The sequence below is a fragment of the Sphingomonas dokdonensis genome (assembly GCF_002197685.1).
Taxonomy (GTDB): Bacteria; Pseudomonadota; Alphaproteobacteria; order Sphingomonadales; family Sphingomonadaceae; genus Sphingomonas; species Sphingomonas dokdonensis.
Genome location: NZ_NBBI01000005.1, coordinates 1 through 13263 on the forward strand (window position 1 = coordinate 1; position 13263 = coordinate 13263).

General features: G+C 66.6%; 14 protein-coding genes and 1 tRNA gene. 9 read left to right on the plus strand and 6 right to left on the minus strand.

Annotated elements, in window-relative coordinates:
* Positions 1 to 350: 350 nt before the first annotated feature.
* From SPDO_RS12685 to SPDO_RS12695, 3 genes are all read right to left on the minus strand, one after another.
* Positions 351 to 1220, minus strand: coding sequence for a helix-turn-helix domain-containing protein (locus tag SPDO_RS12685; protein WP_088367886.1), 870 nt, complete (start codon positions 1218 to 1220; stop codon positions 351 to 353).
* A 25-nt stretch (positions 1221 to 1245) separates the two neighbouring features.
* Positions 1246 to 2508, minus strand: a complete 1263-nt coding sequence (locus tag SPDO_RS12690) for a tyrosine-type recombinase/integrase (protein ID WP_245829483.1) — start codon at positions 2506 to 2508, stop codon at positions 1246 to 1248.
* Between the two features lie 163 nt (positions 2509 to 2671).
* Positions 2672 to 2761: transfer RNA gene (locus tag SPDO_RS12695), tRNA-Ser, on the minus strand.
* Between the two features lie 121 nt (positions 2762 to 2882).
* Here SPDO_RS12695 and hspQ point away from each other — a divergent pair.
* The 5 genes from hspQ (at position 2883) to SPDO_RS12720 (ending at position 5439) form a co-directional block, all read left to right on the plus strand.
* The gene (gene hspQ / locus SPDO_RS12700; RefSeq protein ID WP_088367887.1) at positions 2883 to 3260 is read left to right on the plus strand and encodes a heat shock protein HspQ; all 378 of its coding nucleotides are present in this window, start codon (positions 2883 to 2885) and stop codon (positions 3258 to 3260) included.
* Between the two features lie 141 nt (positions 3261 to 3401).
* Entirely contained in the window at positions 3402 to 3707 is a 306-nt protein-coding gene (gene rplU / locus SPDO_RS12705; RefSeq protein ID WP_088367888.1) for a 50S ribosomal protein L21, read from the plus strand.
* Positions 3708 to 3732: 25 nt separating this feature from the next.
* Entirely contained in the window at positions 3733 to 4002 is a 270-nt protein-coding gene (gene rpmA / locus SPDO_RS12710; RefSeq protein ID WP_088367889.1) for a 50S ribosomal protein L27, read from the plus strand.
* Positions 4003 to 4185: 183 nt separating this feature from the next.
* Positions 4186 to 4746, plus strand: coding sequence for a GNAT family N-acetyltransferase (locus tag SPDO_RS12715; protein ID WP_211280083.1), 561 nt, complete (start codon positions 4186 to 4188; stop codon positions 4744 to 4746).
* Between the two features lie 138 nt (positions 4747 to 4884).
* A complete protein-coding gene (locus SPDO_RS12720) occupies positions 4885 to 5439 on the plus strand; it encodes a TetR/AcrR family transcriptional regulator (protein ID WP_425441957.1) in 555 nt (184 codons plus the stop codon).
* 7 nt (positions 5440 to 5446) lie between these two features.
* Here the strand turns inward: SPDO_RS12720 and SPDO_RS12725 are convergent, their stop codons facing one another.
* A complete protein-coding gene (locus SPDO_RS12725) occupies positions 5447 to 5713 on the minus strand; it encodes a DUF1294 domain-containing protein (protein WP_088367891.1) in 267 nt (88 codons plus the stop codon).
* Between the two features lie 149 nt (positions 5714 to 5862).
* Here SPDO_RS12725 and obgE point away from each other — a divergent pair, with 149 nt between their 5' ends.
* The 4 genes from obgE to ychF all read left to right on the plus strand — a co-directional run bounded on the left by obgE (position 5863) and on the right by ychF (position 8949).
* Entirely contained in the window at positions 5863 to 6912 is a 1050-nt protein-coding gene (gene obgE / locus SPDO_RS12730) for a GTPase ObgE (protein WP_088367892.1), read from the plus strand.
* Positions 6897 to 7145: a hypothetical protein gene (locus tag SPDO_RS12735; RefSeq protein WP_088367893.1), complete on the plus strand. Its 249-nt coding sequence runs from the start codon at positions 6897 to 6899 to the stop codon at positions 7143 to 7145. The genes obgE and SPDO_RS12735 overlap by 16 nt, the downstream gene beginning before the upstream one ends.
* Positions 7146 to 7200: 55 nt before the next feature.
* Positions 7201 to 7785 carry a TIGR02466 family protein gene (locus SPDO_RS12740; RefSeq protein ID WP_088367894.1) on the plus strand — a complete coding sequence of 195 codons (585 nt, stop codon included), beginning with the start codon at positions 7201 to 7203 and terminating at the stop codon, positions 7783 to 7785.
* Positions 7786 to 7848: 63 nt separating this feature from the next.
* Positions 7849 to 8949, plus strand: coding sequence for a redox-regulated ATPase YchF (gene ychF, locus SPDO_RS12745; protein ID WP_088367895.1), 1101 nt, complete (start codon positions 7849 to 7851; stop codon positions 8947 to 8949).
* Positions 8950 to 9073: 124 nt separating this feature from the next.
* On the opposite strand, the gene SPDO_RS12750 is transcribed toward ychF, so the two are convergent.
* The gene (locus SPDO_RS12750; protein WP_143559655.1) at positions 9074 to 10249 is read right to left on the minus strand and encodes a hypothetical protein; all 1176 of its coding nucleotides are present in this window, start codon (positions 10247 to 10249) and stop codon (positions 9074 to 9076) included.
* Positions 10250 to 10290: 41 nt separating this feature from the next.
* Positions 10291 to 13212 (minus strand): glycosyltransferase, encoded by a 2922-nt coding sequence (locus SPDO_RS12755; RefSeq protein WP_088367897.1) that lies wholly within the window; start codon positions 13210 to 13212, stop codon positions 10291 to 10293.
* Between the last annotated feature and the right edge of the window lie 51 nt (positions 13213 to 13263).

Genomic DNA, 13263 nt, shown 5'->3' on the forward strand with positions numbered 1-13263 from the left:
GCGATGGGATCGAGATAGGGGGGCGGGGGTCGAAAGTCAGGGCCGAGGGGGGCCGGACACCGCGCAGTGGGTCCGTGCGCAATACGAGGTGCTCCGGACCAAAAAGTTGCCCCTTACCTTCCTCGCAACGCGAGCACCGGTGGCGGCTCTCCGGGTGCCCTATCCCAAACCCTGACGTCCCCGGCAGCATCGTGGCGGCGCAAGCCGCCGCGTTCCGACAGCCGGCTCTTGGCTGTTGGTTTGTTTTTGCCGCATCGGCTGATCGAGGGGGGACCACAAATAGCGCGTCATCCCGTTCAGGGATGACCTGCCTTTTCCTCTTCATGTCTGAAGGTCGGATAGAGCATATTCTATGTGCTCGCGCGTGAAAGAGCTGCGCCAAGGCTGGCGAGCGCTGCGGCCATGCTTCCCGGCGCCGGTGGCGCTGCAGGATCCGCCACAGGCGCGGAGGATTGCCCTGGGGGTATGCGCCCGAGCCGACTTAGCTTGGCTGTAAGGATCTGCGTGAATCGCAGCCACGTCGCCTTGGCCATCCGCCGACGGTTGTCGAAATAGTAGGCGTTGCTCGTCTGCTCACGCTGCGGCGCGAACTCCCCCTCGTTGCCTGTCATTGTCGTTCGGCGAACCCACTCAATGAAGCCGTTGGCCTTCAACCTACGCAGGGCAGAGATGACGCTATTACGGTGGCAACCCGCCTTCTCGGCAATCCGTTCGATAGCCGGAAATAGCTTGCCGGTGCTGAAGTCCAGGAACGACAGCAGCGCCTTCAGCACCGTCACATCGATGCGGTGCAGGCGCCTATCAGCGTCATCCAGTTCCTGATCGAGCTTCGCTATCAGCTGGCGTAGCGTAGCCGGCCGACCGACTGGAATCTCCGCCGGCGACCTGGACGCAAGATCGTCCAGTTCAGCTGCAGCGGCCGCGCGCTCAGCGCGCGCCTGGCGCACCTCGGACAGCGGGAATTTGCGCCACTGCTCCACATAGAGCTGCTCGGCCGTGGCGATCATCGCCTCGCGATGCGCGAGGCCAGCGGCCACTGAACCGTCCTGGATCCTCGCCCAAGGCTTCGCCCGCGGATCCGCCTCGTCGTAGCTGTGTCGCCGAGGAACGCGGCGCCCTTCCCCGCTATCGGGGCCGCGACGTGCCCGGCCGGCGAGCTGCGCCGTTGCGCCCTTCAGCAGGCGCTGCACATCGCGCGAGATCGATGCCCCGCCGCTCATACCGCTGCGCTCCCGTTCGGGAGCGTCAGACTCGTCGCGGGCCCTCGAGCAGCGCGCTGGGGTGCGGAAGGCCGAGGGTCAGCAGATCGGCCCATTCCTGCGCCAGCTCGCGCCGGCGCTGCATGTATCCCGCTCGGTTGTAGCTTGCCTCCACGCCGCTCGGTACGTGCGCCAGCATGAGGTCGATGATCGCGCGATCGCCGACGCGGTTTTCCTCGCCGGCTAGTTCGTTCATGACCGTGCTGAAGGTCGATCGCCAGCCATGCGGCACGTGGATCCCGGAATAGCCGGCATCCCGATACGACTTGCTGAGCGTGTTGTCCGAGATCGGCCTGCGCGGATGCCGAACGCTGCGGAAGAGCAGCGGGGCATCGCCCGCCAGCTGCATCGCCACCTCGATCGTCTCCACGGCCTGGCGTGACAGCGGCACGATGAATTCGAAGGCCGCATCCTCCTTGCGCTCCACCACCAGCTTCATCTTCGACGCCGGCACGCGCCAGATGGGTGCCGAGCTGTCCAGCCCCTCGAATTCGCCGGGCTCCGCCAGCCGCAGGACGCCGGAACGAACCGCCGTCAGCGCCAGCAAGCGTGACGCCAGCTTCGTGATCGGATGAGCGGGCTGCTCCTCCACCTTCGTGAGCAGCGCCCGGGCAGCCTGGACGGTTCGCACGGCCGGGAACTTGCCCTTCTTCACCGGTGCCAGCGCGCGTGCCGCAACCGCAGCGGGATCTACCTGCGCCAACCCGCTGCCGATCGCACGAGCAAAGACTTCCGAGATCCGCTGGCGGGTGCGATGCGCCGTTTCGATCGCGCCGCGCTGCTCGATCGGCCGCAGCACCTCCATCACAATCGGCGTCGTGATGGCCTCGATCGGCAGGCTGCCGATCTTGGGATAGACGTCCCGCTCCATGCTCGCTTTCACCAGGGCCGCGTGCCGCTTCGACCACACGGACGCTTGGCTCGCCCGCCAGTCTTCCGCGATTGTCTTGAAGGTGGCTTCGGCCTGCAGCGCCCTCGCGGCGCTTTGTCGCTTCTTCTCCACGGCGGGGTCGATCCCCGATCGTAGCTGCCGCGCCACCTGCTCGCGAAGTTCCCGAGCTTCGGCCAAACTGACGTCCGGATACGGTCCGAACGTGAGCAGCTTCTCCTTCCCGCCGAATCGATACTTCCAACGCCAGCTGCGATAGCCGTTCGGTGTCACGTAGAGGTGCAGACCGGAGCCGTCCGCAAGCTTGTAGGGCTTGGCCTCGCCCTTCGCCTGTTTGCAGGCTCGATCTGTCAGGGGCACTTTCCGGTACCCCCACCCGATCGTTCCGGTACCCCGGCTTTACCCCCAGAATCGCTAAGCTGCATGGAGCTTTTGTGAGATGCTGTGAGACAACAGACAACCCACAACCCCGCAAGAAAGCTAGGTCTTTTGCGCTGTTATGAGACGTTCGGAGAAGAAGGTCTGGCGGAGAGGGTGGGATTCGAACCCACGGTACCCGTAAAGGCACAACGGTTTTCGAGACCGTCCCAATCGACCACTCTGGCACCTCTCCGCAGAGGTTCCGGTGCGCTGCGAAAGCGAACCGGCTGATCGAAGGCGGCGCCTCTAACGCGGTTGTTCGGGATGCGCAAGCGCCAGCTTGTGCGGCGCGCAACAAGCACTAGATTGGCGGCATGTCAGCTGTTCCCGGCCATTCCCTGATCGACGGCGCGCCGGTCGCGCCCGCCATTACCCACGCGCGCTTCACCATTGGCGACGTGGTGCGTCACCGCATGCTCGATTTTCGCGGCGTGGTGTTCGACGTCGATCCCGTGTTCGCCAACACTGAGGAATGGTACCAGTCGATCCCCGAAGGCGTGCGCCCGTCCAAGGACCAGCCCTTCTACCACCTGCTCGCCGAAAACGCCGAATCGACCTATGTCGCCTACGTGAGCCAGCAGAACCTGGTGCACGACGAAAGCGACGAGCCGGTCGACCATCCCGCGATCGACGGGCTGTTCACCGGGTTTAGCGACGGGCGCTACCTGCTGCGCCGCGAGCATCGGCATTAAGCGCCGACATCAGGTGCCCACAATTAGGTGAGCACCGGCCGCGCGTGCGGCGTTGACAAAACTGCCCGACTCTCCTAGCTGCGCCGTTCCTCCTGGCCCGGTGATCCGGACCGGGCACAAGCATTTGGATAGAGTCAGGCCATGTTCGCAATCGTGCGCACGGGCGGCAAGCAGTACCGCGTTGCCGCCGGAGACAAGATCGTCGTTGAGAAGCTGGAGGGCGATGCCGGCGCCTCCATTACGCTGGGCGACGTCCTGCTGGCCGGCGAAGGTTCGGAGCTGAAGCCGACCGACGGGCTCACCGTCGCCGCCGAGATCGTCGCGCAGGCGAAGGGCGAGAAGGTCATCGTCTTCAAGAAGCGCCGCCGTCACAACTATCGCCGTCGCAACGGCCACCGTCAGAACCACACGATCCTGAAGATCGTGTCGATCGGCGCGTCGGCGTAATCGCGCAGCGTAAGGAGCAAGCACAATGGCACATAAGAAAGCAGGCGGCTCGTCGCGTAACGGTCGTGATTCGGCCGGTCGTCGTCTTGGCGTGAAGAAGTTCGGCGGTCAGGAAGCGATCGCGGGCAACATCCTGGTGCGTCAGCGCGGGACGAAGTTCTACCCGGGCCGCAACGTCGGCATCGGCAAGGACCACACCCTCTTTGCACTCATTGATGGCCGCGTGGTGTTCCACGACGGCAAACTCGGCCGCAAGTTCTGCTCGGTCGACATGATTGCCGAGGCGGCGGAATAAACATCGGGTGACCAGTCGGGTTGCCCACTGGGCGACCCGGTGCCTCCCCTGAGGGAGGCCAGCCACCACAAAAAAGGGAGCCGGGTCCGCCCAGGCTCCCTTTTTTATTGCTCCCTCATCATCGCGCTGTCGCCGGCCCGTCATCGGGTTCGGCTAGCGGCGCGCTTGCGGAGGAGAGCGACGATGTTCGCGCGGACAAAGAGACTGACGCTGCGGCCCGGCTGGCCGGAAGATGCGAGCCTGCTGGCCGAGACGATCGCGCACGAGGCGGTGGCGACCAATCTCGCCCGTGTGCCCTGGCCGTATACAATCGAGGACGCGTCGGCGTTTCTGGCCGTGCCGCGCGGCGCCACCGATGCGCGTTTCCTCATTATGGCGCATGACGGCGCCTGTCCGCGCCTGATCGGCGGCATCGGCCTCGACGGTGCGGCCGGCGGCATCGCGCAGCTCGGCTATTGGCTCACGCCCGCTGCCTGGGGTCGCGGCTATGCGACCGAGGCGGGCCGCGCGGTGCTCGACATGGCGCGCCACGCGCTGCCGCTGCGCCGGATCGAGGCGCGGCATCATCTCGACAATCCCGCATCGGGCCGCGTCCTGCGCAAGCTCGGCTTTCGCGAGATCCGGCGCGAGCCTAGCTTCTCGCTCGCGCGCGGCCATCACGTCGGCAGCGCGGTGCTGGCGCTCGATCTCGCCATGGGCGAGGACGCGGACGCGGCGACCGACCGAATGCCGATCGCCGCCTGAACCGCCCCCCGTTCCCGCTTCGTCATGCCGCACCCTCCGACATGACGAAGCGTTTCCCCCTCCCCGCTCCCGCCATTGCAAATCGCGCGCGGAGCGCCGACACCCGGCGCAATGTCCGTTGCTCCCTTGCGCCGCCGCATGAGTCCCGAAGAATCGCGCACCGCCGCGCTCGATGCCGCGCGCGCGCTGCTGGTCGAGGTCGGCCCGCAGGCGGTGACGCTGAAGGCGGTGGGCGCGCGAATCGGCCGCACCCACGCCAATCTCCTGCACCATTTCGGCTCGGCCGAGGGGCTTCAGACCGCGCTGATCGCCGATCTCGCCGCGCGGATCGTCGGCACCATCAAGGCCGCAGTGATCCGCTCGCGCGAGGCGGAGGATCCGGCCGAGGTGGTCGACCTCACCTTTGATGCCTTTGGCCGCAACGGCGCCGGCGCACTCGCCAGCTGGATGATCCTGTCGGGCAACGAGAATGCGCTCGACCCGATTCTCACCGCGATCCACGATCTGGTCGAAGATCTCGCGCAGGATCACAAGCACGGCGCCGCGCCGATTCGCGAGGAAACGCTGCAGCTCGTCCTGATGGCGCTCGGCGACGCCCTGCTCGGCGCGCCCATGGCCAAGGCGCTCGGCCTTCCGCGCGAAACCGCCCGGCAACTCGCCCGCGGCATGCTGCTCGCCGATCGCGGCAAATAGCTGTCGGTCAGATCAGGAACAGGCCGATCACCGCGCCCGCCTGAACCATCACGATCAGCAGCAGATAGGTGGAAAACGGCTCCTTGCGCGTCTTGTGCCGAAAGGCACGGCGCGCGACGAGCGCACCGGGTGACCCGCCGAGAAAGGCCATTTGCAGCAACGTCGCCTCGCGAATGCGCCGCCGCCCCTCGATCGCGTAGCGCTTGTCCAGCCAGAAGCTGGTCGCGGCGACGGCATTGATGACGAGCAGCCAGCACAGGGTCGGAACGAGCATCGGCGGATGCTGGCATGGCGCTGGTTGACGTTGACTTTACGAGCGGCGGCCCGCCGCGGCAAAGCCGCGTCGTCGGTCGCGGCAGAGGCCGCGCTGGCCGGGCGCGCTCGCCAGTCGCTTTAGCGTCGCTAAAGCGCTAGGAGCGCGCCATGCATTTCCTCGATCAAGCAAAGATCTTCGTCCGCTCGGGCGCCGGCGGCCCCGGCGCGGTCAGCTTCCGGCGTGAAAAGTTCATCGAATATGGCGGCCCGGACGGCGGTAACGGCGGCAAGGGCGGCGACATCGTATTCGAGGCGGTGGCCGGGCTGAACACGCTGATCGACTTTCGCTACACCCAGCATTTCCGGGCCGAGCGCGGCCATGGCGGGTCGGGATCGAACCGCACCGGTGCGGGCGGCGAGGACCTCGTCATCAAGGTGCCCGTCGGCACGCAGATCCTGGCCGACGACGACGACCGCACGCTGCTCCTCGACCTCACGGAAGTCGGGCAGCGCGTGGTGTTCCTGCGCGGCGGCGACGGCGGTCGCGGCAACGCCAGCTACAAGACCTCCACCAACCGCGCGCCGCGCCAGCACGGCACCGGCTGGCCCAACGAGGAAGCGTGGGTCTGGCTGCGGCTGAAGCTGCTCGCGGACGCCGGCCTCGTCGGCCTGCCCAATGCGGGCAAGTCGACCTTCATCAACGCCGTCACCAACGCGCAGGCGAAGGTCGGCGCCTATGCCTTCACCACCACGCGCCCGCAGCTCGGCGTGGTGCGACACAAGGCGCAGGAATTCGTCGTCGCCGACATTCCCGGCCTGATCGCGGGTGCGGCCGAGGGCGCCGGCATCGGCGATCGCTTCCTCGGCCATATCGAGCGGTGCCGCGTGCTGCTCCACCTCATCGACGCCAACGACACTGACGTCGCGGAAAGCTACCGCATCGTGCGTGACGAGCTTGCCGCTTACGGTGGCGGGCTCGAGGACAAGCCGGTCGTCGTCGCGCTCAACAAGATCGACACGCTCGACGACGAACTCATCGCCGCGCTCTCCGCCGAACTGGAGGAAGCGAGCGGCGCCGAGGTGATCCCGCTGTCGGGCGCCAGCGGCACCGGCGTCGACTGGGTGCTCGACAAGCTGCTGGAAAAGATCGGCCCCGACCACGCGGCGGTCGATCCCGACGATGAGGGCGAAGAGCCGGTGGAGTGGTCGCCCGTCTGAACGCACCCTGGGCGCGCCGGATCGGCGCAGCCGCGGCGCTCGCGGCCCTCGCGTGCTGGGCGCCGCGCGCCGCGTTGCTGGCTGCGCTGGCGCTCTCGATCTGGTGGGTCATGCGGCGCGACGATGATGCCGGCACCTGGGGCGTGTTCTACGTCGTCTTTCTCATCATCCTTGGCATATTGACCATGCTCGTGGCGGGGCTCGCACTGGTTCACCAGCTGCTCGGCGGATAGCGCCGCCGCAGGCTGTCGCTTGGCAAGCGTGCCTGACCTGCCTACCGCCGCCGCCATGACCACCCGCGCGCTGTTCCCCACCCATTTCTACGAAGGCCGGATCGGCGACGATGCGCTGGTCGAGGAGCTCGAAGCGTCCGTCCACGCGCTCGCGCAGGACGATACCGCCGGCAAGCGCTGGTCCAAGGACCACGGCTATCGCGGCTACACCTCCTACGCCTCGCTCGACGATCTGCCGCAGCGCGATCCCGCCTTCGCCGATCTGAAGCGCCACCTCGATCGCCACGTCGCACGCTTCGCTGCCGATTGCGGGTTCCAGCTCGGCGGCCGCAAGCTGAAGCTCGACAGCCTGTGGGTGAACCTGCTGAAGCCGGGCGGCACGCACTCGGGCCACATCCACCCGCACAGCGTGGTGTCGGGCACCATCTACGTCACCGTCCCCCCGGGCTCGGGCGCGCTGCGGTTGGAAGACCCGCGCCTCGGCCTGATGATGGCGGCGCCGCCGCGCGCCGACACGTTCGTCCATGCCGAGCCGACCCCCGGCGCGATCTTCCTGTGGGAAAGCTGGCTGCGGCACGAGGTGATGCCCAACACCGCCAAGAGCGAGCGGATCAGCATCAGCTTCAACTACAAGTGGTAAGGGTGGCGCGCATCGCCGCCGCGGACTAAAGCCGCCGCCACACGTTTTTCTCAAGGATCGATCATGGGTTTCCGCTGCGGCATCGTGGGCCTGCCCAACGTTGGCAAGTCCACCCTCTTCAACGCGCTGACAGAAACGGCCGCGGCGCAAGCTGCCAACTATCCCTTCTGCACCATCGAGCCGAACGTCGGTAACGTCGGCGTGCCCGATCCCCGGCTCCAGAAGCTGGCGGAGATCGCCAAGTCGGCCAAGATCATCGAAACGCAGCTCGCCTTCGTCGACATCGCCGGGCTGGTGCGCGGCGCGTCCAAGGGCGAAGGGCTCGGCAACCAGTTTCTCGGCAACATCCGCGAGGTCGATGCGATCGTCCACGTGCTGCGCTGCTTCGAGGACGGCGACGTCACCCACGTCGAGGGCAAGGTCGATCCGATCGCCGACGCCGAGACGGTCGAGACCGAGCTGATGCTCTCCGACCTCGAAAGCCTGGAAAAGCGCGTCCCCAACCTCGTCAAGAAGGGGCAGCAGGGCGACAAGGAGGCCAAGATCGGCGCCAGCGTTCTGGGCCAGGCGCTCGACCTGCTGCGCGAGGGCAAGCCCGCGCGCCTCACCCAGCCCAAAGATGCCGAGGAAGCGCGCGTCTTCGCGCAGGCGCAGCTCATCACCGCCAAGCCCGTGCTCTACGTCTGCAACGTCGACGAGGGTGATGCCGCGAACGGCAATGCCTTGTCCGCCCGCGTGTTCGAAAAGGCCGCGGCCGAGGGCGCCGAGGCCGTCGTCGTCTCCGCCGCGATCGAGGCCGAGATCGCCACCATGCCGGCCGAGGATCGGGGCGAGTTCCTGGCCGAGCTGGGGCTGGAGGAAACCGGCCTCGCCCGCGTCATCCGCGCCGGCTACAAGCTGCTCAATCTCCTCACCTTCTTCACCGTCGGCCCCAAGGAGGCACGCGCCTGGACGGTGTTCGCCGGTGCCAAGGCGCCGCAGGCCGCGGGCGAGATCCACACCGATTTCGAGCGCGGCTTCATCCGCGCCGAAACGATCGCCTTCGACGATTACGTGGCATGCGGCGGCGAATCGGGCGCGCGCGACGCCGGCAAGCTACGCCAGGAGGGCAAGGAATATGTCGTCCACGACGGCGACGTGATGCTCTTCCGCTTCAACGTCTAAGCAAATTTCCCTCTCCCCGCTTGCGGGGAGAGGGTGGCCGAGCGCGGCGAGATCGGGAGAGGGGCAATCACAAGCGCCCCGCCCTCCTTCTCGCCATCATCGACCGCCGCGCCACCAGCCCAACTCAGGCGTCCTTCGGCTTCTCCTGCGCCGGCTCGCCGCCCTGCCCCTTGCCACTGCGCTGCATGGCCACCGCCCGCTTCACCCGCTCGTCATTGGGGAAGCGCGCCGCCGCCGTATTCAGCGCCGCCGCCGCCCCCGCCTCGTCGCCGTCGCCGCGCATCCGCTCGGCATCCACAAGCAGCCGACCCGTCATCGCCTCGCCCTGCAAAGCAACCAATCGGTTCGCCACCGCCGATAGGAACGCGGGCGACACCGCCTCGGTGTAGCGGCTCGGCGCCACGTCCGCGGCGGGATAGGAATAACGCGTGATGCCGAACTCGCGGGCGACGAACGCCACGTCGTCGCGGCTCTGCGCATGCGCCAGCAATCGCGCATCCTGCGGCAGATCGAATTTCTCTCCCGGCAGCCCGGCGAAGGCGCGCGTTTCCATGCCACTGCGCGCCGGATTGCGCCGTCCGCCCACCCGCTCGGGCACGCGCGCGTTGAACCGCCCCAGCATCAGCGCCGCTTCCATCGACAGCGATTCGTTTGCGCCGCCCTCGCGCCCCTGCACCAGATCGGCGACGCTCGCCGGCAGGTCGACCGCCAGCGCGAAGCGCGCGGAAAACTGCTCGCGCTCCGCCGCCAGCCGCTCATATTCCAGCACCGTCACCGCCTGCGCGCCGAACACGTCGCGGCAGCGGGTGATGATATTCGCCCAACGCGGCGTCTCCGGTTTATGGAGCAGCGCTTCGACCTCGCCATTGGTCTTCAGATGCTGCTGCGCGACGCTCGCCGCCCATTCCACCGGATCGCGCACCACGAAGACGATGCGGATCGTCTCGACATGATCCAGCAGCCACGCCTGCAGCGCCTCCAGCTCGTTTCGCGAAAACTGGGTCAGCGCTTCGGCCGACAGCACCATCGTATGCCAATCGACACTTCGAAGATCGGCATCGACTGCCGCGCGCGCTCCCTCCCGGTCCGCCGCATAGGCATCGCGCGGCGTCGGCGCCCGATCCATCAGGGCGCTGCGGAACAATCCCGACAATGCAAAGGAATGGTTCGGCTCGGCAAAGGGATAGATTACGCCCGCGTCGCGCAGGTCGTGCCGCGCCGCAAAGAACTGGTTCTGGATAAAGGTCGTGCCCGTCTTCTTGTGGCCGATATGGACGATCGCCTGCCGTTTGGCTCTCATGAACACGCCCTCGTCATCTGCCGGAGATGTCATATGCTGCATCATGCTCGCGCGCGGGTCGCAATCGCCTGATCGTACAGCGCGCGATACGCGGTCGCGCATGCCTCCATGCTGAATCGATCGGCTACTTCGGCCGTCAACGCGCTGGCGGCCGCACGGAACGCCGGATCGAGGAATTGCTCCATCGCGTCCGCAACCGAGTAGATAAAGGCGGTGGTATCGCGCAAATTGGCCGTCACCATGCCCGCCACGCCTTTGTCGGAGGTGAGCATGTCGCGGATCTCGCCCACGTCATTGCCCAGCACCGGGCACCCCTCCTGCAACGCCTGGATGACGCACAGCGGGAAGGACTCGCCCTCGAACCGTGTCGGCACCAGCGCGCAATCGCTCAGGCGATAGATGCCGTTGATGCACGATTGATAGCCCAGGTAATGGATGCACGGATCGTCACCCGCGATCTCGCGCGAATTGTCGGCAAAGCGCCCCTCGCCGATCATCAGCAGGTGCATCTCCTGCTCGGGATGGCGCATCTTCAGCAGCTTGAACGCCGATACCGATGCGCGCCACCCTTTGCGCTGGATGCCGCGCGCGATGAAGGTGAACACCGTCGCATCCGCGCCGATGCCGAGGCTTTCGCGCGTGAACGGCGCCTCGCGATCGTCCCGCGGCATCCCGTTCGCCATCTTGATGAACCGCGATCGATCGAGCGGCAGCCCGGCAAAGACGTCCAGATTCTTCTCGGCGGTATAGACCCAATAGTCGACGTTGCGCAGTGATCGGAACAGCAGTCGGTCGAGCGCCCCGCCCGGCAGATTGTGCGACCCGTGCATCGAAACGACATAAGGCCGGCCGACGCTGCCGCCGCGCTCGAAGAACAGATTCTCGATCAGCACGCTGTGCGAATGCACCACGTCGATGCCGGCCCGATCGAGAAAAGCGGTCGAGCCGCCCGGAAATATGTCGTCGCGCGAATAGACCGGCACACGCGGATCGAGCCGCGCCACCATGTCCTCGTTGCGCTCGGTCAGATTGGCGGCGAGCAGCGACACCATCTGCCCCTGCCGCGCATATTCGTTGGCGAGCAGCAGCGGAAACAGCTCCCCGCCGCCCGTCTCGAAGCCGAGAAAGCCGATCGCGATATGTGCCTTGCGCGCGCCCTCGGGCGTCAGCGACGCGGCGGGATAACGCGCCTCGAACGGCCCGTGCGTCGCCTCGACGTCGAAATGGCGATATTGATGCGCCAGATCCTCGACGAAGCGCGCACCGGCGTCATCATCGACCGGCCAGTGCCGGCGGATCTCCTGCTGCACCGCCCAGCATTCGTCGTAATAATAGATCTTGTCGAAATTGCGCGCCGATGTGTTCGCGTCATGCTGGCGAAAATAGCTTACCGCCTCGGGCGAAAAGGCGAGCTTCCCGCTGCCGAGCAGGTGGATGTAAAGAAACCAGTCGCCCGCGATGCGATATTGCGCGGCACGGTCGAAGATCGCGTCGTCGATCTGCTGGTTGCGGAACACGCAGCCGCCGACGTTGGTGACGATGTTGCGCTTGGCGAAGGCCGATCGAAACCATTGCGCCGCCGGCCGGCAGACCGGCTGGTCCCAGATCCCCGGCTCCGCCCCTTCGCGAAATCCGGCCATGCCGGGCATCGGCGATCCATCGCCGCGGCTGAATTCGATCCGGCCCAGCGCCATCTTCACCGCCAGATCGGCGAAGTTGGGCACCAGATATTCAAGGAACCGCGGATCAGCGAAATCGTCGCTCTCGCAGATCCAGATCAGCGCCCCCTGCGCCATCGACAGCCCCCGCTGCCACTGGCGAAACGGATTGCCGGTGCCCGTGTCGTTGAACGCCGTGCGCACCGGAAAAGGGCTTTGCGCGACCAGCCGCTCGATCACCGCGCGACTGTCGTCGGTCGAGGCATCATCCAGCACGATCAGCTCGACGTGGCGATACGTCTGGTCGAAGATCGATTGTAGCCGCTGCTCCAGATAGCGCGCGTGATTGTAGTTCGGCACGATCACCGACACGAGCGGCGCGAAGTCCGGCTGATAGTGATAGGGAACCGCCGGCCGCTTCTCGTGCCGGCCGTAATTCACCCAATGCAGGAACGGGTTGATCCCCGCCGCCGCGACCTCGGGATTGGTGTCGAGGTAATAGGCCGTGTTGAAGGCTGGCGATGGGTCCAGCCGCTGCCGCCAGCCGCTGTCCATGTAATGCTCGAACAGCGATATGCCGTCCGGCAACGCGCCAAGCTGCGCCGCATAATAAGCAGGGTCGAACAGCGCGGCCGCCGGGTCGCCCTCCGGCAGCGCCTCTGCCATCACGCGCCCCGTCACGGCAGCTTGGTCGGGCACCGCCGCCGTCTGCTCGCTTGCTGGCGGCACGGCGGTCGGGCGCCCCTCGGCGCGGCCATGCCGGACAAAGTGCAACAGCGGATTGAGGCCGCTTTCCGCCACATCGGGGTTGGCGCCGAGATACTGATCGGTGTCGAATGCTGCCGAGGGATTCAGCCCGCGCCGCCACCCGTCCTGCAGATAATGTTCCAGCAGGTCGCCATCGACCGGCTCGGGCAATTGATCGCGGTAATGCGCCTCATCGAACAACGCGCGCAGCTCGGCCATCATCGTCTCGATCGACGCGATGCCCGGCCCCACGCTTCGGTCGGACCGCGGCACCTCGGCGCCGCGAAAGCGGCCGATCGACGCATGATATTCTAGCGGCGCACAACCGGCGGCGCGCGCATCCTCGTGCAGCGCCAGGTACAATTCGGTCGAGAAATGCGGGCTCGGATCGAAGCCGGCAACCCACCCTTCCTCCAGATAATGGCGCAGCGCCCGCTGCGGCAGCGGCTCGACCCCCGCCTCGCGCAATTGTCGACGATAAAAGGCCGGATCGAATTGTTCGATGATCCACTGGCGTGCGTCCGACTTGCCGATCTGGTTAGGCGCATGCTCGACCACGAATACGCATCTCCCCCCAGGACCGGCGCGAACCGCTCATCCCCGCCCCCC